Genomic DNA, 21,817 nt, shown 5'->3' on the forward strand with positions numbered 1-21,817 from the left:
TCAGCTTCCTGCCGTCGTATCAACCACTTCGACCGCCTTGGTCATCCTAGTCAAAAAGCTCGTTCAGCCAGGACTTCCTGCGTTTATTGCCGTGATGGCCATTTCGACTGCCATAACCGTCATGACCGCCGCGCCCGTGGTCATCACCGTGGTAGGCAGGTGATGCCGGCCGTTCGCGCGGCGCCGAGGCCTGTGACACTGGCGTGGCCATTGCAGAGCGCTCCAGGATCTTGTCCAGCTCGCCACGGTCCAGCCAGACGCCCCGGCATCGCGGACAGTAGTCGATCTCCACACCTTGTCGATCCGCCATGATCAGTACCGAGTCGGGGCAGGTTGGGCATTTCATTTGGAGCTCCTTGCAGTGGGGTGCGCGAATGGCGCGTTGCGGCCCATTCTATGGCGCGCCCCTGCCACCAAGCGCTGCATGACAGCAATGTCATCTCGGTGTCATCCGCCGTTTATGCACGGGTGCCTCGCACCGCACCGGCCTCCTCCCGCCGCGCGGATCAAGGGCGCGTCGCGCTCCCCAGAACTGGCAGCCGGAACGTGAACACCGTGCCACCGCCATCGCGCGGTGCCGCATCGAGCTCACCGCCGTGGGCGTCGATGATCGACTTGCAGATGGCAAGCCCCATGCCCATGCCGCTCTGCTTGCTGGTGATGAACGGGTCGAACAGCCGCTGGCGCATGGCATCGGGAATGCCGTGGCCGGCGTCCTCGACCCGGATCACGACCTCGGCATTCTCGAGCGCCGAAGCAATCACCAGATCGCGCGCATCCGGCGGCGTCGTCGCCATCGCGTCGATGGCATTGGTGATCAGGTTCAGCATCACCTGCTGCAACTGCACCCGGTCCGCCGCCACCAGCGCGCCGTCCGTGGACAGGCTCGTCGAGACCCGCACGCCGTGTCCGGCGATTTCCATGCGCACCATATCGAGCACTTCGCTCAGCACCTCGTCGGGCCGCAGCGGCGTCATCACCGATGGGGTCTGCCTGGCCAGCGCGCGCAAGGCACGAATGATCTCGGCCGCGCGCAGGCCATTCTTGCGGATATGCGCGAGCCCGTCCTGTACCTCGCCGAGATTTGGCGTGGCGCGGTTAAGCCAGCGCAGGCTGGCATCGACCGACGCCACAATCGCCGTCAGCGGCTGGTTCACCTCATGGGCGATGGAGGCCGCCAACGTGCCCATCACCGTCAGATGGGAGGTCCGCGCAAGCTCGGCACGGGCCGAACGCAGGCCCATCTCGGCTGCCAGGCGGCGATCGTTCTCGTCGATCAATTGCTCGTAGAGCCGCGCGGTCTCCAACGCAATCGCCACCTGCGGCGCCAGCACCTCCAGTTCGGCAATCCGCCCGGCACCGAACACGCCCGGCGCCAGGTTATTTTCGAGGTAGTACGCGCCGATCAACGTGCCGCCGCGCACCAGCGGCAGGCACACCAGCGAGCGCAACCGCCGCCCGGACGCGCCGCGCATCCGGATCGACGGCGCATCCGCAGAGGCGTCGGCCAGCGCGAAGGTCTGACGCGTGCGCAGGACGCTGTTGAGGACGGTAAGCGGCAACAGGTCGTCGTTCGGCTCCACGGTACCGAGCGTGGTGGAAACGGCGCCGTCGACCACGCGCGCGGACGCCTCGATCATCGGGCGATCGCCACGCATCAGCAGCAGCAACCCGTACTGCGCACCGGCATGGACCACCACATCGGCCATCAGCGACTCGATCAGCCGATCCATGACGCGCTCGCTGCTCATGGCCTGGGCGGCCCGCATGCCGAGCTCCCAGCCTGCTGCCACCCGCGCCGGCTCGGCTGGCACCTGCTCAGGGCCACCCGCGCCGGCATCACCAAGCTCGGGATACTGGCGGCAGAGCTGGTCCGCCTTGTGGTGGGCACCCCAGCGGCGATACGCGTCGCGTGCCGAATGCAGATGGTGCAGCCCCGAGTCCGGCAGCCCGTTGGCCAGACACAGCGCACCCGCCAGTTCGCAAGCGAGCGCCTGCTCGTGCACGAACCCCGATGCCGCCGCTACCCGCGCCGATTGCTCGTAACTCGCCAGCGCCCGCATGGCATCGCCTTGCAGACGCAGCATTTCCGCGTCGATCAACAGCAGCTTGTTCCGGAACGTCAGCGGATTCAGCGCGGTCCAGCGCGCAAATCGGTCCCGGTGACCGGCCAGCGCGGCGAGGACTCCGGCACGATCGAGACCCTCGACACTATCGACACTATCGACACCATCGACATCAGCCGGCGCGGCATGTGCCAGCGCCAATGCCAGGTACAAGCGGCAATCGGCCACGCTGATATGCGCCGGCGCCGACCACGCCAGCGCTTCCGCCTGCCGCAGGCTGCCGAGCGCGCGTGCCCATTGGCCACGGTATGCCCACGCCATGCCGTCGTGAAGCCAGACCCAGAAGCGCGTCGAAAAGGAGGTCGCGTCATCGGCCCGCTGCGCGACCGTCGATGCCGGGCCATCGCCACCGAAGCGCAGGCCGCGCAGAAAGAGCCGCTGCGCAGCCAGAATCCGCTCGATATCGGCATAGCGAACCAGCCGTGTCAGCCCCACGCCACGTTCGACCTCTTCATCAACGAGTGCAAGCGGCTCGCCCATCGCCAGCAGGTCCGAGACGATGTGATTGCAGGCATAGCAGGCCATGCCGATATCGCCCGACTCCCGCCCCAATGCCACGGCCTCCTGGGCGAGTCCGAGCGCGAACGCCAGCGGGCGGCTCCAGACGCTGACCTGGTCCACCGCCACCAGCGTGGCGATCTGCTCGGCCTGAAACCCATGCCGCTCCACCAGCGCCATCGCCGCCAGCCCAAAGGCGAGGCCGTCTTCGTACGCGTCATAAAGGCTGGCGATGAAGACGCCGAACCATGAAAGGCCATATGGCGTCTCGGGCGTCGCGCCATGCGCGAGCGACAGCTCCACCATCGTCGCCACATGCAGGAAACTGATCCCGTCGCGCACGAACTGCGAAGAAATCAGCGTCGAGAGCAACCCCATGACCGTGTGCATCCGCGCGTCGGCCGTGACTGGCAGTTCGCCAAGACTATCGATGGACCTTTCGCCAAGCAACGCCATGACCGATTCGTAGGCCTCCCGCATTCGCGCAGGCGACGGGTGTCGTTCGAGATGCACGTCCACCAGCGCCAGCCCGGAAAGCGCGGCATTGATCGCCCCTTCGTAGTCCGACCGCACGGTCTGTAGCGTGGCCAGCAGGCGATACACGGCGGCCTTGTCGACCGCCGGCATCTCGCGTTGCAGCAAGATGTTGATCTCCCGCGCGGCGCGGTCGAGATCGGCCTGCGCCAGCAGGCACTCGCAGCGCAACAGATGCGCGTCGCGCGCCAGCGGGTAGTGGGTGTCCCACCAGGTTGCATCCATCAACGTGAACGCCAGATCCACATGGCTGGCCGCGCGTGTCAGCACGGCCGCACGCTTGGCCCGTCTCGCCGAGTCATTGAGCGCCCGCACGAACATCACCCGCTCCGGCTTGGATAGCGCCTGCCCCGCAGTCCGCTCGATCTGGCTCCCGATCTCGAACGCGTGGTCCGCCGCCTGCTCGCCCCAGTGCTCGATCATGACGCGTGCCACGCGTGCGTGCGCGGCCGGGCGCGCTTCCGGTTCCACCAACGAATAGGCGGCTTCCAGCACCCGGTCATGCTGGAACGCAAAGCCCTCCGGCACCTCGACGATCATCCCGGCATCGATGAACGGACGCAGCCCGTGCGCCAGTTCATCAGGCTCGACACCTGCCACGCGGGCCTGCAACGCCGCCTCACCGCGAATGCCCACGCATGCCAGATGCTGTAGCAGCGCCGTGCCCGACTTCGGCAGCCGCGCGAAGCGCCGGAGCATCAGTTCGATCACATTGTCCGAGTAGCGCCGGTGCGCCAGCGCGGCATCGTCCCAGGCCCAGCCGGCTTCGCCACGCGCAAGCACGCCGTCGTCGATCAGCGCCCGCAGCAGTTGCACGCAGAAGAGTGGATTGCCACCGGTTCTGGCGTGGATCGCGCGGGCCAGTGGCGCCACCTGAGCCACCGGCGCATCGAGCGCGGTGGCCACCAGATCGGCCACGGCCCGTCCGGGCAGCGACTGGACCGCGATGCTCGACACTGGCAATCCACCGCTACGACTGCCCTGCTGCAACCACGCCAGGCGCTGCGCCATCTCGTGGCCGGGCTCGCGATAGGCTGCGATCAGCAGGATATTGGGAGGGCGATGCGCCGCGAATGCCTCGAGCAGGCCAAGCGTTGAGGCGTCGGCCCATTGCAGGTCATCGAGGAACAGCACCAGCGGCTCGCTGGGCGCGGCGAACGCAGCAAACGTGCGCAGTACCGCGCTTTCGATCCGCGCCTGAGCCTGCCGGGCCGGCACTTCCGAAAGCGGCACGGTAGCGCCCAGCACGTATTCGACGACGGGCGCCAGTTCGGCGACCGCGCGCCCCTGCCCGGTCAGCCGATCGAGCCAGCGCAGGCGCACCTGCTGCAGCGACGCATCGTCCTGGCCGAGCAACGTCATGGTCAGCGATGTGATGGCCTGCACCACCGGCGCATAGGGAATATCGCGCTGCAACTGATCGCTCTTGCCCGCTGCGAAGCGGGCCCCGGTCTGGTCCGCGTGCCCGCACAGCCATTCGGCCAATGCCGACTTTCCCACACCGGCCGCTCCCGCGAGCAATACCAGCTCCGATACCCCGGTCGCACGGACGCGTGCCAACGCGCCATGCAGCACCTCCATCTCCCTGGCGCGGCCGGACAGCCGCCCCTGAAAGCCCGACCCCGGCAACGGCAGCGTGCCCGGCATATCGAGGCAGAACGGTTCGATACGCCCGCGCTGCAGCCACTCGGCACGGACGCGCAGCAGGTCCGCCAGCAGCGCCGCCGCCGAGGTATAGCGACTGCCGGCATCCTTGGCCATCAGCTTGATGACGATCTGGCCCAGCACGGCCGGCAAATCGGGCCGACGCGATTGCGGCGGGGGCGGCTCGATGGCCATATGCGCGTGCTGCCATCCGGACGGCGAGTCCGCAACGAACGGCAGTTCGCCGGTCAGTAGCTTGTATAGCGTGACGCCGAGCGCGTAGAGATCGGCGCCGACACTCGGACGCGCCCCATCCTGCCGCATCAGTTCCGGTGCCAGATATGGCAAGACGGAATCGGCCGGATGCCGCAGCGCGGCGCAGGGTTCCTCAACAGCCACGGCATATCCGAACCCCGTGAGCCGCATGCGCCCAGCGTCGTCGAGCAGGAAGCTCTCCGGCCGAATCACACCTTGCAGCAGGCCGCGCCCATGCATGGCCGCCACGGCCCTGACCGCGCCGATTGCCAGTTCCAGGCGGGCCGCGATCGGGACGTCTTCACGCGCGCTGGCGTTCACCATGCCGAATTGGGTGGAGGCCTCGGCATCGCTGATCAGCACAAGCCGGTCAGGCGTCCAGATCGTGGCCGCTGGAATCGCCGCCCACGATGGCTCCATGCGCGTGGCAAGCCGCGCCGCGTTCCGCAGGCGCTCGCATACGGCCGTGGCCGTCAGCGGCGCGCTTTGGGCAAACCAGTGGGTCCGCGAGATCGGGTCAAACAGTCGGCAGGACTGGACGTGATCTCCCGTCAGCAGCACGGTCGATTCGACCCGCGCAAGCCAGACGGCGTCGAAGGCCGGCACGGGAGCATGTTCGATGCGGGGGAGGGAGGTCATGCTGGTGGCGATGGGCTGGCTCGTGGGGCGCGAGTGCGTCGTCACGCATTCTAGCCGTGCCCTGCAATACGTGTATTGCGCGTGCTATGCGGCGGCGAACTGGCGTGCCCGCCGCGCGGCATCCCTGTAAAGGCCGAGTTCCTGACCCATCAGCACCAGATCCGCAAAGGAGCGTGCGTTCATCTTGCGCATGGCCTGGCCCCGATGAATCTTGACCGTCACTTCGCTGATGCCGATCTCGCCCGCGATCTGCTTGTTCAGCAGGCCGGACACCGCCATGCCCATGACTTCCGCCTCGCGCGGTGTCAGCGTGGCGAAGCCGCGACGAATCGCGTCGGTCCTGCGCATCCCACGCCGGCGCGACCGGTCCCTATCGAGGGCGGCGGACACGGCTGCAATCAGCGACGTCTCCAGAATCGGCTTGGTCAGGAAATCCACCGCACCCGCCTTCATCGCTGCCGCCGTCATCGCCACATCGCCATACCCCGTCATGAAGATGATCGGCATCCCCATGCCGGACTGGCCGAGCCGCGACTGCAGGTCGAGCCCGCTGGCGCCGCCCAGCCTGACGTCGAGCAGCAGGCAGCAAGGCGTATCGGGAAGCGGATAGGCCATCAGCTCGCCTTCCGATGCGAACAGCGCCACATCCATGTCCAGCGAGCGAAAGAGGCCGCCGAGCGCGTCGAGCACCATGATGTCGTCGTCCAGCACGAGTACCGTGCCAGGCTCTTGCTCGGCACTTGCGGCGGGTTCCAGGCAGGTAGCAGTCACGGCAAGGTCACAGAAAGTTCATGATTCACGGTCCATGCGCCGGCGCGCCAATGCGGTGCATTTCAGCATAGCGCCCGGATCCGTGCCACCCATACCAATGTCGTAGTTGCCAGCCCGCCGCTGCCTCGCCAACCGATGCCGCCCACCTATACGAAAGGTGTATGGCGTAGGCTCCCCGCGGCACCTACGCTGCGCACTGCCTCTTGCGGATGGGGCGGGTGGAGCTGATGGGCGGAACGGCCGATGCGACGGCACGCGGCCAGCACATCCTCCGCCCGCGCCCCTTCGCCAACCCCGCTACCCAAGGAGCGACCTCATGTCCAACCCCAAGCTCGAAGTCCTGACCCCGCAGAACAGCCAGCTCATCATCATCGACCATCAACCGCAGATGGCCTTCGGCGTGCAGTCGATGGATCGCCAGGCGATGAAGAACAACGTGGTGGGTCTGGCCAAGGCGGCAAAGATCTTCAACATCCCGACCACCATCACCACGGTAGAGAGCGAGTCGTTCTCGGGCTTCACCTATCCGGAAGTGCTGGACGTTTTCCCCAACGCGAAGACGCTCGAGCGCACCTCGATGAACTCGTGGGACGACCAGAAGGTACGTGACGCGCTAAAGGCCAACGGCCGCAACAAGGTCGTGGTGGCCGGCCTCTGGACCGAGGTGTGCAACACCACGTTTGCGTTGTGCGCGATGCTCGAAGGCAACTACGAGATCTACATGGTGGGCGATGCGTCGGGCGGCACCAGCAAGGAAGCGCATGACTACGCGATGCAACGCATGGTGCAGGCCGGCGCGGTGCCCGTGACCTGGCAGCAGGTGTTGCTCGAATGGCAGCGCGACTGGGCCCACCGCGACACGTATGACGCCGTGATGAAGCTGGTCAAGGAACACTCGGGCGCGTACGGGATGGGCGTTGACTACGCCTACACGATGGTCCACAAGGCGGCGCAGCGCACCGCCACGACGCACGAGTCCCTGGCGCCGGTCCCGGCCCGCTGATCCGCGCCGCAGAGGGACATCCAGGCTTTCAGGCATTCACCTACCCTTCTCTCCAGGAACAGACCATGAGCTACATCACCGCTGAAGACGGCACACAGATCTTCTACAAGGACTGGGGCTCCGGCCAGCCGGTCGTGTTCTCGCACGGCTGGCCGCTCAATGCCGACGCATGGGATGCCCAGATGCTGTTCCTGGTGCAGCAGGGCTTTCGTGTGATCGCGCATGACCGCCGTGGTCACGGCCGCTCGGACCAGCCCGCGCAGGGCAACGACATGGACACGTATGCCGACGATCTGGCTGCGCTGCTCGTGGCGCTGGACATCAAGGGCGCCACGCTGGTCGGCCACTCCACTGGCGGCGGCGAAGTGGCGCACTACATTGGCCGGCACGGCACGCAGCGCGTGGCCAAGGCCGTGCTGATCGGCGCGGTGCCGCCGATCATGGCCAAGACCGCGTCCAACCCCAACGGGTTGCCGATCGACGTGTTCGACGGTATCCGCAAGGGCGTGGCCGAGAATCGTTCGCAGTTCTACAAGGACCTGGCCGTGCCGTTCTTCGGCTTCAACCGTCCCGGCGCCAAGGTCTCGCAAGGCACCATCGACACGTTCTGGGCGCAGGGCATGGCAGGCGGCATCGTCGGCCAGTACGCCTGCATCCGCGAGTTCTCGGAAGTGGACTACACCGAGGACCTGAAGAAGATCGACGTGCCCACGCTGGTCCTGCACGGTGACGACGACCAGATCGTGCCGATCGACAACGCGGGCCGCCTCTCCGCCAAGCTGGTGAAGAACGCCACGCTCAAGGTGTACCCTGGCGCGTCGCACGGCATGTGCGTGGTCAATGCCGACGCGGTCAATGCGGATCTGCTGGCCTTCCTGAATACTTAGGCCAACGCCACCCAACCCGCTACCCGCGGGCAACTCATCGCCCCGACCGCCGCCATCGTGCGGCGGCCTCTTTGGAGCTATTCACCATGTCATCGACCCCCGACCTCATCCTCGTCAACGGCAAGTTCACCACGCTCGACAAGTCCAACCCGCAAGCTGACGCGGTAGCCATCCAGGACGGGCGCTTCACCAGCGTGGGGACGCGCGACGACATCATGAAACTCGCGGGCGCGCAGACGACGGTGATCGACCTGAACGGCCGGCGAGCCATCCCCGGGCTGATCGACAGCCACATGCACATCATTCGTGGCGGCCTGAACTACAACATGGAACTGCGCTGGGATGGCGTGCGCTCCCTGGCCGATGCGATGCGGATGCTCAAGGACCAGGTGGACCGCACCCCCGCGCCGCAATGGGTGCGCGTGGTAGGCGGCTTCACCGAGCACCAGTTCGCCGAGAAACGGCTGCCGACCATCGACGAACTGAACGCCGTGGCGCCGGACACCCCTGTATTTATCCTGCACCTGTACGACCGCGCGATCCTGAACGGCGCGGCGCTGCGCACGGTCGGCTATACGAAGGACACCCCCAATCCGCCGGGCGGCGAGATCGTGCGCGATGCCAGCGGCAACCCCACGGGCCTGCTGCTGGCCAAACCCAACGCCACCATCCTCTACGCCACGCTGGCCAAGGGGCCAAAGCTGCCGCTCGAGTACCAGAAAAACTCGACGCGCCATTTCATGCGCGAGGTGAACCGGCTGGGTGTGACTGGCGTGATCGATGCCGGCGGCGGCTTCCAGAATTACCCCGAGGACTACAGCGTCATCGAGGATCTGCACAAGGAAGGCAACCTGACGGTGCGCCTGGCCTACAACCTGTTCACGCAGAAGCCGAAGGCCGAGCTGAACGACTTCACCACGTGGACGTCCACCGTCAAGCCGGGCCAGGGCGATGACCTGTATCGGCACAACGGCGCTGGCGAGATGCTCGTCTACACCGCCGCCGACTTCGAGGACTTTCGTGTCGAGCGGCCCGACATGCCACCGTCGATGGAGGCCGATCTGGAACCGGTGATCCGTCTGCTGGCCGAGAAGCGCTGGCCGTGGCGCCTGCACGCCACCTACGACGAGACGATCACGCGCGCGCTCGATGTCTACGAGAAGGTGGCGCGCGACATTCCGTTCACCGGCCTGAACTGGTTCTTCGATCACGCCGAGACGATCTCCGATCGCAATATCGACCGCATCGCCGCGCTCGGAGGCGGCATCGCCGTGCAGCACCGCATGGCCTACCAGGGCGAGTACTTCGTCGAACGTTATGGCGCGAAAGCCGCCGAGGCCACGCCGCCGATCCGCAAGATGCTCGACAAGGGTGTCAAGGTGGGCGCAGGCACCGATGCGACGCGCGTGGCGTCCTACAACCCGTGGGTGTCGCTGTACTGGCTGACCACGGGCAAGACCGTGGGCGGCATGTCGATGTATCCCCAAGCCAATCTGCTCGATCGCGAAACCGCATTGCGCCTGTGGACCGAGGCCAATACCTGGTTCTCGTCCGAGGAAGGCAAGAAAGGGCAGATCAAGGCCGGCCAGCTCGCCGACCTCGCGGTGCTCTCTGCCGACTATTTCTCCGTGCCCGGCGACGATATCCAGGACATCACGTCCGTGATGACCGTGCTCGGCGGCAAGGTGGTCTACGGCGACAGCGAGTTCGGCAAGCATTCGCCGGAGATTCCGCCCGCGATGCCCGACTGGTCGCCAGCCCGCTACGGCAGCCAGTACCAGCCGCGACCAACCGCCAAGGCGAAGACGCTGGCGATGAACACCGCGTGCGGCTGCGCGTCGTCGTGCGGCGTGCACGGCCATGCGCACGCAAAGGCGTGGACATCGAACATGCCGACGTCCGACGAGAGCGGATTCTGGGGCGCGCTCGGCTGTTCGTGCTGGGCATTCTGAGCCACGTGCCAATCTGAACGGAGACCGGTCATGCCTTCCTCGATGCCTTCGCTGTCATCCGCCGGCGATAGCCCTCACCGGCTGCCGCGCTGGCTGCACTGGGTCGCGTTGTTGCTGCTGTGCGCGGCCTACCTGCAGGGCGGACTGGTCAAGCTGTTCGACTTTCCCAGCGCGATGGCCGAGATGCAGCACTTCGGCCTGTCGCCGGCCGGCCCGCTGGCGGCTGGAACCATCGCGCTGGAACTGGGCGCATCGGCCATGATCCTGAGCGGACGCGGCCGTTGGCTCGGCGCGCTGGCGCTGGCCGCCTTCACGCTGGCGGCGACATTCCTGGCCAATAGCTTCTGGAACGCCCCGCCCGATGCCCGTTTTGGCATGGCCAATGCGTTCTTCGAGCACCTGGGTCTGGTCGGCGGCTTCGTGTTGGTGGCCTGGCATGACCTGCGAGCGTAGAGACGATAGATAGTTCACATGACGCAATCCGCCTCGACGGCAAGCGCTCCCGCATCCACAGGCACCTTCGCACCGCTTGCGCAAGCGACCTTCGCGGTCCTGTGGGTGGCGACGATCCTCGGCAATGTCGGCAGCTTCATGCGCGACGTGGCCAGCGCATGGCTGGCCACCGACCTGTCGACCTCGCCGGCTGCGGTGGCCACCATCCAGGCCGCATCGACGCTACCAGTGTTCCTGCTTGCGATTCCCGCCGGCGTGCTGTCCGACATCCTTGACCGCCGCCGCTTCCTGATCGTGATCCAGCTCTGCCTGGCCCTGGTCAGTGGCGCGCTGATGCTGCTGGCATGGCGGCAATCGCTGACGATCGAACTCCTGATCGCGCTGGCGTTCGCCGGCGGCATCGGATCGGCGATGATGGGGCCGACCTGGCAGTCGATCGTGCCGGAACTGGTTCCAGCCAACACGCTGCGGCAGGCCGTGGCGCTCAACTCGCTTGGCGTGAACATCGCGCGCGCCATCGGGCCGGCCACCGGCGGCCTGCTGCTGGCTGCGTTCGGCGCGGCCGCGACTTACGGCGCGGACCTGCTCAGCTACGTGTTCGTGATCGCCGCGTTGATCTGGTGGCATCGACCCCAGCGACCGGTCGATCCGCTACGCGAGCACTTCTTCAGCGCGGCCCGCGCCGGGCTGCGTTTCACGCGGGCGCACAGCAAGCTCCATGTCGTGCTGGCCCGTACCGCCGTGCATTTCGCGTTCGGCAGCAGTGTGTGGGCACTGTTGCCGCTGGTGGCGCGCAAGCTGCTCCATGGCAGCGCGGGGCTCTATGGCGTGATGCTCGGGGCGGTCGGGGTGGGCGCAATTCTTGGCGCGCTGCTCATGCCGCGCCTGCAGAAGCGGCTCGACGCCGACGGGATGGTGCTGCTGTCCGCCATCGTCACGGCCGTCGTGATGGCCGCGCTCTCCGTCGCGCCACCCGTCTGGCTGGCGCTGGTGCTGTTGCTGCTGCTGGGCGCGGCATGGATCATGGCGCTGACCACGTTCGGCGGCGTGGCGCAGGCCATCCTGCCCAACTGGGTGCGTGGCCGCGCGCTGGCGGTCTACCAGATGGTATTCAACGGCGCGCTGGCCGGTGGCAGCTTGCTCTGGGGCTTCGTGGCGCAGGCGCTCGGCACGCCCCCCGCGCTGCTGATCGCCGGCTCGGGCCTGATAGTCGCCGCGCTGGCGCTGCACCGGCTGCGTCTGCCGCACGGCGAAGACGACCTTGGCCCGGCCGGCCACTGGCCCGAGCCCGAAATGGCCGACGAGATCGCGCACGATCGCGGCCCGGTGATGATCCTGATCGAGTACCTGATTGCCCCGGCCAACCGGGACGACTTCCTGCACGCCGTGCACCGGCTCTCCGAAGAGCGGCTGCGCGATGGCGCATTCAGTTGGGGTGTGATGGAAGACCCCACCAATCCCGAATTGATGACCGAGTGGTTTCTGGTCGAGTCATGGGCCGAGCACCTGCGGCAACACCGCCGCGTGCCGAACGCCGATGCCGACCTGCAGCGAGAAGTGACCGCGTTCCATGGTGGCACGACGCCACCGCGTGTGCGGCATCTGCTGGGCGTGGGACTGCCACCTAACAAGCGATGACGCGCCTGCCGTCCCCCCTGTTTCCTATGACCTGTTTCTTTTGACCCGTTTCGTATTGCGACATATCGCGAGGCTCGCATGAAGCTCTATCTGATCTCATTGGGCGCCGGCATCCTGGTCGGCATCATTTACGCACTGATGCAGGTCCGCTCTCCCGCCCCGCCAGCGGTGGCCCTGATCGGCCTGCTCGGCATGCTTATCGGCGAGCAGGTCGTACCGCCAATCAAGCGCATGATCGCGGGAGAGCCCGTCACCGTGGCGTGGTTCCACCAGGAATGCATGCCGAAGATCACGGGCACGCCTGGCCCGACACTGGCCGCGGCCGACACCAAGGAGAGCAAGCCGGAGCAATGAGGCCGCCATTGGGGCCGATGTCCGGAGCACCGTGTGACTGCCCTTCCCGTAATCGCGATCGTTGACGATGACGCCTCCGTCAGGGACGCCATGGGGCAACTGGTGCGTTCGTTCGACCTGGCCGTGGAACTCTACGCCAGCGGGCAGGCACTGCTGCAGTCCGCGTCGATCGGGCATATCCGGTGCGTGGTCAGCGACGTGCGAATGCCGGGCATCGACGGCTTCGCGCTCTGCACGGCGCTGCGCGCGCTCGGGCTCGATGTGCCGGTCATCCTCATGACCGCCTATGCCCAGGACGGTGACGAACAGCGCGCCCTTGACGTGGGCGCCACCGGGTTCCTCGGCAAGCCGTTTCAGGAGAGAGAATTGCTCCGGTGCCTGGCGCGTGCGCTGGCCAGCGGCCAGAGTGGGTCGGAGATCTGACGCGCGGGCTATCCGGCATCGTCCTGCACCAGCCCGAGAGACTGGGCCATGATGACCAGTTCGGCGAACGTGCGGGCCTGCATCTTGCGCATGGCGTGACCGCGATAGATCTTGACCGTGGCTTCGCTGATGCCGAGGTCGTCGGCGATCTGCTTGTTCATCAGGCCACGCGCCGCCAGTTGCATGACTTCCTGCTCCCGGCCGGTCAGGCGGTCGAAAAGATCGCGAAGCTGCCGGCTCTGCGCCTCGGCGTCGCGCTGCGCCCGGTCGCGCTGCAAGGCCTCGTCGACGGCGTCGAGCAGGTCCTGGTCGCGGAATGGCTTGGCGATGAAGTTGACGGCACCGGCCTTCATGGCCGCCACCGTCATCGGGACGTCACCACGGCCGGAGATGAATACGATCGACGCATGGCGACCCGCCCGGTTGAGCGTGGCCTGCAGGTCGAGGCCGCTCGCGCCATGCAGATGCACGTCGAGCACGATGCAGGTGGGCCGATCCGGAATGCCGTGTGCGAGCAATTCCTCCGCCGAGGCGAACGACTCCGCCACGAGTCCCGCCGAGCGGAACAGGCTGGATAGCGCCACGCGCACATCCTGATCGTCATCGACGACCAGCACCGCGCTCTCTTCACTTTCATCACCCTCTTCGATCCTGTCACGCGTCATGGCGATCCTGGGGGCATTCGTTCCGGGAAGTGGGATTATCGGCGCTTTGCCCTGAAATGCAAGCGGCCACGCGATCCGCCCCGGGCGTTCTGCCCCGGGACGCATCGACGTGGCCGTTGCGTGTCACCAGCTACCGACACGAAGCCGGTCTGACGTCTACGGTCAGGTCTCCTTCTTGCCGATGAACACCATGCGTAGCGCCGGCACGATCACCAGCAGCATGATCGGTCCGATCAACATGCCGCCCACCACCACGGTGGCCAGCGGACGCTGCACCTGGCTGCCGATTCCGGTGGAGATGGCCGCCGGCAGCAAGCCGATACAGGCCGAAAGCGCCGTCATCAGCATCGGACGCATCCGCTGCTGGGCCGCCTGCGACATCGCCGCCTCGGACTTCAGCCCCTGTTCACGCAACTGGTTGTAGTAGGTGATCATCAGGATGCCGTCCATGACCGATACCCCGAACAGCGAGACAAAGCCGATGGCCGCCGAGATACTGAAATCCAGACCGGTCACGAACAGCGCGATCACACCCCCGGCGATGGCGAACGGAATGCCCGCGAGCGTCATGACGCTGTCCCGCAGCGAATTGAACAGACCGTACAGCAGCACCATGATCATCACGATGCTGATCGGCACGATCAGCGCCAGTCGCTTCTTTGCCAGTTCCAGTTGCTCGAACTCGCCCGCCCACTGGATGCGGTAGCCCTCGGGCAGCTTGATCTTGCTGGCGATACGCGCCTGCGCTTCCGCCACCGTGCTACCCAGGTCGCGGTCACGCACGCTGAACTTGATCGGGATGTATCGCTGGTTGCGCTCGTGATAGATGTACGACGCCCCGGTATCCAGCGATATGTCCGCCAGCGCGCTCAACGGAATATAGGCATTCGCGCCATCCGCTGTCTGGTACGCCACCTTGATGTTGCGGATCGCGTCGATACTGCCGCGATACTCGGGCGCCATACGCACCGTCAGCGAGAACTGCCGGTCGCCTTCGAGCACGGTCGTCGCCTGCGTGCCACCGAGCGCGGCCTCCACCACCGAGTTGACATCGCCGGTGTTGAGCCCGTAACGCGCCGCCGCCTCGCGGTTGATCTTGATGTTCAGGTTGGGCTGACCCAGCACGCGGAACACGCCAAGGTCCGACACGCCCCGGATCTCCTTCATCTCGTGCAGCACCTGATCGGCCAGCTTCTCCAGCGTGGGCAGGTCGCGGCCGACGATCTTCACCGAGTTCGCGCCCTTCACGCCGGAAAGGCCTTCCTGGACGTTGTCCTGGATGTACTGCGAGAAATTCAGCGAGATCCCTGTGAACTCGTTGGCAAATTCCTTCTGCACCTCCGCGACCAGCTTGTCCTTGGTCATGCCCGCCGGCCATTGATCCATCGGCTTGAGCGGCACGAAGAACTCCGCGTTGAAGAAGCCCGCCGCATCGCTGCCATCGTCCGGACGGCCATGCTGGGACACCACCGTCGCCACTTCAGGATGCGACAGCAGGATCTTGCGCATTCGCGCCACTGACGGCACGCCGGCCTCCAGCGAAACGGTTGGTGGCATGGTGGCGCGGATCCAGAGGTTGCCCTCTTCCAGCGCCGGCAGGAACTCGGTGCCCAGCAGCGGCATCAACGCCCCCGTCACCGCCAGCACGCCGGCGCCAATCGCCACCGACAGCTTCTTGTTGCCGAGCGACCATTTGAGCGCAGGCTCATAGATACGATGCAGCCAGCGCACCAGGATGGTTTCCTTCTCCTCGATGTGCTTGGGCAGCAGATAGGTGCACAGCACCGGCGTCACCGTGAACGTGGCGATCAGCGCGCCCAGCAGTGCATAGCCATAGGTACGCGCCATCGGCCCGAAGATCTGCCCTTCCACACCCTGCATCGTGAACAGCGGGACGAACGCCGCCACCGTGATGGCCGCCGAGAAGAACACCGCCTTGTCCACCTGCAGCGCGCTCACGAAGATCATGCGGATGCGGTCCGTGATACCTGCACCCCTGCCGATCGCCCGCGCGTCCCGACTCATCAGCAGCCGCTGCTGATCCGCCAGCGGCATCTGGAAGTTCCGGAATATGTTCTCCACCAGAATCACCGAGGAGTCCACGATGATCCCGAAGTCGACCGCCCCCACCGACAAGAGGTTGGCGGATTCTCCCAGCATCACCAGGATCATGATGCTGAAGAAGAGCGCGAACGGTATGTTGACGCTGACGATCACCGCGCTGCGCAGATCGCCCAGGAATACCCACTGGATGAAGAACACCAGCAGACAGCCGAACAGCAGGCTGTGCAGCACCGTGTGCGTGGTGACCGAGACCAGCGTCGAGCGGTCGTAGTAGGGCTCCATCTTCACGCCGGCAGGCAGCGTGCCGTCGCTGTTGATCTTGTCGATCTCGGCCTTGACGCGCGCCACCACCTCGTTGGTCTGCAGCGTCCGGTTCATCACGACGATGGCGGTGACCACGTCGTCCTGGTTGTCGCGCCCGGAGCGTCCCAGGCGTGGCGTGAAGCCGATCTTGACCTTGGCGACGTCCTTGACCTGCACGGGCACGCCATTGTGCTGTGTCAGCACCACCTGTTCGATGTCCTTGGTGTCCTCGATCAGGCCTACACCACGTATGTTGACCGACTGCTGTCCAAGGTTGATAGTCCGGCCGCCAACGTTGATGTTGGCATTACCCAGCGCGGAGATCATCTGCTGCAGCGTGATGTTGTACGCGTCGAGCTTGTGCAGGTCGGCCTCGACGTCGTACTCCTTGGTCGTGCCACCCCAGCTCACCACCTGGGCCACACCGGGCACCGTCTTGAGGCGACGTTCAAGCACCCAGTCCTGCAGCGTGCGCAGGTTCGTCAGCCCGAAGTGCGCCGGCCCCCTGAGCTGGTAGCGATAGATTTCACCGACCAGGCTCGACGCCTGGATCTGCGGCTGCACGTTGTTCGGCAGGTTGACGTTCTGCTGCAGGTTGAGCGCGGCTTGCGTATAGGCGAAGTAGTAGTCGACGCCGTACTTGAACGTCACCCGCACGAACGACAGGCCGTAGAACGAGGTCGAGCGGATGCTCTCCACGCCCGGCGTGGCGGCCAGCCCCACTTCCATGGGCACCGTGTAGTAGCGCTCCATCTCCTCGGCGGACAGGCCCGGGGCCTGCGCGGTGATCTCGAGAATCACCGGCGCGGGGTTCGGATAGGCTTCGATGTTCAGCTTCGAGTAGGCGAACAAGCCGGCCCCGGCAAATACCAGGAGGAAAAGCAGAATGAGCGGCCGTCGCGTCAGCGACAACCGGAGTACGTTCCTGAGCACGGAGGCCTCGTCTTCGAATTCTTCGGAATGACTGGGAAGCGGTGGATACGCTTACTGGGCGGCCAGTGCCGCGGCGTTGCTCAGGAACAATGCCCCTTCGCTCGCCACAAGCTCGCCCGGCGCGAGGCCGCTGAGAATCTGCACCAGACCGTCCTGGGTCTGTCCGACCGTGACCACGCGGCGCTCAAAGCGGCGCTGATCCTTGGTCGTCCATACGGTCATCGTGCCGTCGCCTTCGCGCACCAGACCATCGGCGGCGACCGCCGCGGAACGATCTGGCTCACCGGTGCGGATCGAGAAGGACGTGATCATCCCCGGCCGCAGTTCGTGCTTCGGGTCCTTGACCTCGGAACGGACCATCAGGCGGTGCGTGGCGGCGTCGATGGACGCGCCCGTTGTCGTGATGGTTCCGGCGAACTCCCGTCCCGGAAAGGCCATCGCATGGACCTTGACCGCCTGCCCCACCTTCAGCAGCGGGCTGTCTGCTTCGGTCACGAATGCCTGCATCCAGACCGTGGAGATATCGGAAACCGTGATCGGTGCCGGGCTGTTGCCGGGCTGGACCAGCAGGCCCGGTTGCGCATTGCGCGCCGTCACGCGGCCCGCGATCGGGCTGACCACGGTCAGGACCGGGTCGGTGCGACGTTGTTCGATGATGCGATCCATTTCGGACGCGCTCTTGCCGAAGATGGCCACGGCGTCGCGCGCTGCCTTGTAGGCGGCTTCCGCGGCCTGCTGATCGGAGATGGCCTGGTCGAGATCCTTCTGCGCGATACCCTGAATCTCAAAGAGCTGATGCGCGCGCTCCAGCGCCTTGGCATTGAGCTTGCGCGCGCCGGCCGCGGAGATCAGCGTCGATTCGGCCTGGACCAGATCCGGGCTCTCGATATCGAACAACGGCGCTCCCTTGGCCACGTCTTCGCCAACCTTCACGAACACGTTGCGAACCTTGCCCTGGTAGGCCGTGAACACCTGGACCGAGCGGTCCTGATTGAAGTCGATATTGCCGACGGCTTCGCGCTGGTTGGCGAACTCATAGTCTTGCACCGACACGACCTTGACCGTACCCATCTGGGTCTGGGTCAACGTGACGGACGAGCCGCGCGGCGCCACCTTAGGCTCCGACGGACCTCCCTGACCGAAGCCTTTTTCCGGGCCGTAGAGCGGGCTGGGCTGCGTCCACGCGTTGAATGCGAACATCAACCCCACCAGGACCACAGCGGTGGCGCCCCCGCCCAGGATGGCGGACTTGGCATCGAAACGCATGGACTAACCCTCTGGATTCTGAAAACTTGGGCAAATGATGAGAGTTCGCCGCGTCACGGTCTACTGTGATTAATGACAGTGGCCTCCCCGGCGCATCGCTCATAGAATCCGCCCAGCGCTACTAATAGCTCTACCAACAGCACCAGCCATCGCTTTGAGGTCACGGCCCATGCTGCCAGATCACCGCAGCCCTTCCATTCGCTCCAGAATCCCATTCGCCGGCACGGCTTGCGCCCTGGCCGTTTGCGGCGTTCTGACGGCCTGCGCCGTCGGCCCCAATTTCCAGACGCCGAAGGCGCCCGACGCCACCGCGTACACGCCCAAGCCGCTGCCCACCGAGACAGCATCCGCACCGGTGCAAGGCGGCGAAGCCCAGCGCTTTGTCGAAGGCATGCAGATCCCCGAACAGTGGTGGAGCATGTTGCACTCGGAGAAGCTCGACCGCTTTATCGCGGCAGCGATGAAGGCCAATCCGACAGTGACGGCCGCGCAAGCCGCGTTGCGGCAGGCTCAGGCGCAAGTGCGCGCGCAGCAGGGCTTCTTCTTCCCGACCGTCTCGGGTTCCTATTCGCCATCGCGGCAGCGCAATGCGGTAGGAACGATCTCGCCGACGCTGACGTCTGGCGATCCGCTCTACAACCTGCACACGGCGGAACTGTCGATCAGCTATGCGCCCGATGTCTTCGGCCTGAACCGCCGGCGGGTGGAGTCGCTGCAGGCGCTCGAGGATGCGCAGCGCTTCGAGGTGGAGGCTACCTACCTGACACTGGCATCGAACATCAGCCTGGCCGCTATCGAGGAAGCCTCGTTGCGCGCTCAGATCGACGCGCAGCAACGTATCGTCGCCATCGAGACCAAGCTGTACAACCTGCTGCAGAAGCAATTCACGCTCGGGTTCGTCAGCGGTCTCGAAGTGGCCGCAGCCCGGGCCCAGCTTGCGCAGGCCGAGCAGGCATTGCCAGGACTGCGCAAGCAACTGGCCCTGCAGCGCGACCTGCTGGCTGCCCTGGCCGGCAAGCTGCCGGCCGATCCGCTCGACGCCGAGTTCACGTTCGACGATTTCAAGTTGCCGGCGGAACTGCCGGTGTCGTTGCCGTCTGAACTGGTGCGACAGCGCCCGGATGTGCGCGCGGCCGAAGCCCAACTGCATTCGGCCACGGCCGAAGTCGGCGTGGCTATCGCCAACATGCTGCCGCAGCTCACCATCACTGGCTCGTACGGCGGCACGGCCACCGTGTTCAACCAGATGTTCAGCGCCGGCAACGTCTTCTGGAGCCTGGCGGGCAACGTCGCGCAAACGTTCTTCGCGGGCGGCACGATGCTGGCGCTCAAGCACGGCGCCGATGCCGCGCTCGTGCAGGCCGAGGCCCAGTACCGCAGCACCGTCATCAACGCGTTCCAGAACGTAGCCGATACGCTGCACGCGATCGACGCCGATGCGGAAACGCTGCGTGCGGCCATCACCTCTGAGCAGGCCGCGCGCACGACGCTGGAGATCACGGAGAAGCAACTGTCGAGCGGCTACGTCAATGTGCTGGCAGTCCTCAACGCCGAACAGACGATGCGCACGGCCACGCAGGCTACGGCACAGGCGCAGGCCGCGCGTTTCACGGATACCGTGGCGCTCTACCAGTCACTGGGTGGCGGCTGGTGGAATCGCCAGGCCGAAGGCACGCAGGTGGGTGACGCGGGCAAGCCGGCCCGCGCCGAAGTCGCTACGCGCTGAGCGGCGCTGGCGCTGGCGCTTCTGGCAGCCTGAGCAAGAAGCGCGAGCCCGTACCTTCCGCGCTCCGCACCGACACCGTGCCGCCGTGCAGTTTGGCGGCCAGCCGAACGATATAGAGTCCCACGCCCGCGCCGGCGGTGCCGGTCACGTTGGCGCCGCGCACGTATCGCTCGAACACGTGGCCGAGATCCTTCTCCGGAATGCCGATGCCCTGGTCCGCGACGCAAATCAGGATCGCGCCCGATTCCATTGATACATCCACGCTGACCGGCGTCTTCGGCGGCGAATACTTGACGGCGTTCCCGATCAGATTGCTCACGGCCTGGAACAGCAAGCGCGCATCGCCATGGAAAATCTCGGGTACGTCGTTGTGCCACTGCTCCACGATCTGCGCATCCGGCGAACTTTCGCGATGCATCTCGCAGACCTCGTGCACCAGCAGGCGTAGCGAGAACTCCGTGCGTTGAAACGCCCCCGGCGTTGCCAGGTCGAGCACCTGCGAAGCCCCGAGCATATCCTCGATCAACGCGGTCATCCGCCGCACCGCCGCACGGATCTTGCTCGAGCGATCCAGCACCGGCTCGAGCGACAGCGGCGGCTTCATATGGCTCAGGCGCTGCGCGTAACCGTCGATCACGGTCAGCGGGGTGCGGAATTCGTGCGACACCATCGACACGAAGTTGCGCTGCAATTCCGCCATGCGCCGCTCGTTGGCCAGCGTGATTTCCAGCGTGCGGGCCTGCTCGGCCAGCGTGGCGCGGCTTTGCGCCAGCGCCACCGTGTTGTCGCGGAACCGGACCACGGCGCGAGCGATCTCTCCCACTTCGTCGGGACGCTCGGTCGATGGGATGTCAATCGCGGTTTCGTTGTCGGAGATCCGGTGCATCCGGTCGACCAGTACCGCGATTGGATTGGTCACAGCCGTGACGAAGTAAAGCACGCCGGCAATCATCAGCAACGCCGCCACGATGATCGCGTTCACGATCAGGTCCCTGGCATGCCGGTAGGCTACGGCCTCCGCCTGGGTCGCCTCGTTCGCGCCGGTGACGTTGCGCTCGGTCAGCGTGGCCAGCGTGGCATTGGCCACACTGAAGGCGCGTCGGGACTCCTGATAGTAAAGCGCGATGGCATCGGTCTTGTCATCGCGCTGGGAGAGCACCAGCACCCGGTTGGCCAATTCGCGATAGGCCCGCCACTGCTCGCTGAACTGCTGGTAGAGGTCCAGTTCGATGGGGTCATGCTCGATCGTTTCATAGCGCCGCTTGGCATCCGCAATCTCTTCGTCGAGTACCGCGAGCGAACCTTCCGCGCGCCCCCGATCCTTGCCGCGGCGCGCGGTAAGCAGTTCGCCCTCGGTGGCGCGAAAGTCCGAAATGCTGTTATTGAGATCGCCCGCGATGCGGTTGCTCAGCAGCCAGCGGCCACTGATCTCGGCCGCGACGTTGTGAAAGGCGCTGAGCCTGTTGATGCTGAACGCGCCCAGCCCGATCACAAGCAGCAGGAACAAGACGAATACCAGCGGCAGACGCACACGCAATCGATGAAGCTGTGCCAGCGGAGCCGCGGAAAGCCTGCCCACCGCTACCTTTCCCTCTGCGCTAGACAAGTGGCGCATACATTACCCTGAAGTTGCAAGATGCCGTTCGATTGACGGGTTGCGGCCCGCTCCCCTACAGTAGTGCC

At 65.7% G+C, this 21,817-nt stretch carries 15 protein-coding genes; 8 read left to right on the forward strand and 7 right to left on the reverse strand.

Features of this window, described 5'->3' with window-relative positions:
• Positions 1–46 precede the first annotated feature (46 nt).
• The 3 genes from B2246_RS14380 to B2246_RS14390 all read right to left on the reverse strand — a co-directional run bounded on the left by B2246_RS14380 (position 47) and on the right by B2246_RS14390 (position 6,467).
• The gene (locus B2246_RS14380; protein ID WP_008651884.1) at positions 47–346 is read right to left on the reverse strand and encodes a zf-TFIIB domain-containing protein; all 300 of its coding nucleotides are present in this window, start codon (positions 344–346) and stop codon (positions 47–49) included.
• A gap of 160 nt (positions 347–506) precedes the next feature.
• Positions 507–5,696: a trifunctional serine/threonine-protein kinase/ATP-binding protein/sensor histidine kinase gene (locus B2246_RS14385; RefSeq protein ID WP_286882354.1), complete on the reverse strand. Its 5,190-nt coding sequence runs from the start codon at positions 5,694–5,696 to the stop codon at positions 507–509.
• Between the two features lie 84 nt (positions 5,697–5,780).
• Entirely contained in the window at positions 5,781–6,467 is a 687-nt protein-coding gene (locus tag B2246_RS14390) for a response regulator transcription factor (RefSeq protein WP_286882356.1), read from the reverse strand.
• A 316-nt stretch (positions 6,468–6,783) separates the two neighbouring features.
• On the opposite strand from B2246_RS14390, the gene B2246_RS14395 reads away from it, so the two are divergent.
• The 7 genes from B2246_RS14395 to B2246_RS14425 all read left to right on the forward strand — a co-directional run bounded on the left by B2246_RS14395 (position 6,784) and on the right by B2246_RS14425 (position 13,177).
• Positions 6,784–7,470, forward strand: coding sequence for a hydrolase (locus B2246_RS14395; protein WP_008651875.1), 687 nt, complete (start codon positions 6,784–6,786; stop codon positions 7,468–7,470).
• A gap of 65 nt (positions 7,471–7,535) precedes the next feature.
• The gene (locus tag B2246_RS14400) at positions 7,536–8,357 is read left to right on the forward strand and encodes an alpha/beta fold hydrolase (RefSeq protein WP_286882357.1); all 822 of its coding nucleotides are present in this window, start codon (positions 7,536–7,538) and stop codon (positions 8,355–8,357) included.
• 86 nt (positions 8,358–8,443) lie between these two features.
• A complete protein-coding gene (locus B2246_RS14405) occupies positions 8,444–10,309 on the forward strand; it encodes an amidohydrolase (RefSeq protein WP_008651871.1) in 1,866 nt (621 codons plus the stop codon).
• Positions 10,310–10,339: 30 nt separating this feature from the next.
• Positions 10,340–10,762 (forward strand): DoxX family protein, encoded by a 423-nt coding sequence (locus tag B2246_RS14410; RefSeq protein WP_008651870.1) that lies wholly within the window; start codon positions 10,340–10,342, stop codon positions 10,760–10,762.
• A gap of 18 nt (positions 10,763–10,780) precedes the next feature.
• A complete protein-coding gene (locus B2246_RS14415) occupies positions 10,781–12,400 on the forward strand; it encodes an MFS transporter (protein ID WP_286882358.1) in 1,620 nt (539 codons plus the stop codon).
• Positions 12,401–12,478: 78 nt separating this feature from the next.
• On the forward strand, positions 12,479–12,754 hold the full coding sequence (locus B2246_RS14420) for a XapX domain-containing protein (protein ID WP_008651867.1): 276 nt from the start codon (positions 12,479–12,481) through the stop codon (positions 12,752–12,754).
• 33 nt (positions 12,755–12,787) lie between these two features.
• Entirely contained in the window at positions 12,788–13,177 is a 390-nt protein-coding gene (locus B2246_RS14425) for a response regulator transcription factor (protein ID WP_286882359.1), read from the forward strand.
• 8 nt (positions 13,178–13,185) lie between these two features.
• Here the strand turns inward: B2246_RS14425 and B2246_RS14430 are convergent, their stop codons facing one another.
• The 3 genes from B2246_RS14430 to B2246_RS14440 form a co-directional block, all read right to left on the reverse strand.
• On the reverse strand, positions 13,186–13,842 hold the full coding sequence (locus tag B2246_RS14430; protein WP_286882360.1) for a response regulator transcription factor: 657 nt from the start codon (positions 13,840–13,842) through the stop codon (positions 13,186–13,188).
• 162 nt (positions 13,843–14,004) lie between these two features.
• The gene (locus B2246_RS14435; RefSeq protein WP_035881044.1) at positions 14,005–17,142 is read right to left on the reverse strand and encodes an efflux RND transporter permease subunit; all 3,138 of its coding nucleotides are present in this window, start codon (positions 17,140–17,142) and stop codon (positions 14,005–14,007) included.
• Positions 17,143–17,193: 51 nt separating this feature from the next.
• Entirely contained in the window at positions 17,194–18,408 is a 1,215-nt protein-coding gene (locus B2246_RS14440) for an efflux RND transporter periplasmic adaptor subunit (protein ID WP_035881042.1), read from the reverse strand.
• A 169-nt stretch (positions 18,409–18,577) separates the two neighbouring features.
• Here B2246_RS14440 and B2246_RS14445 point away from each other — a divergent pair, with 169 nt between their 5' ends.
• Complete coding sequence (locus B2246_RS14445) at positions 18,578–20,134, forward strand: efflux transporter outer membrane subunit (RefSeq protein WP_008651858.1); 1,557 nt, start codon at positions 18,578–18,580, stop codon at positions 20,132–20,134.
• Here B2246_RS14445 and B2246_RS14450 read toward each other — a convergent pair.
• Complete coding sequence (locus B2246_RS14450) at positions 20,124–21,749, reverse strand: ATP-binding protein (protein WP_286962656.1); 1,626 nt, start codon at positions 21,747–21,749, stop codon at positions 20,124–20,126. The two genes, B2246_RS14445 and B2246_RS14450, sit on opposite strands and share 11 nt — an antisense overlap.
• Positions 21,750–21,817: the final 68 nt, after the last annotated feature.

It is taken from the genome of Cupriavidus sp. UBA2010, from assembly GCF_002335265.1.
Lineage (GTDB): Bacteria > Pseudomonadota > Gammaproteobacteria > Burkholderiales > Burkholderiaceae > Cupriavidus > Cupriavidus metallidurans.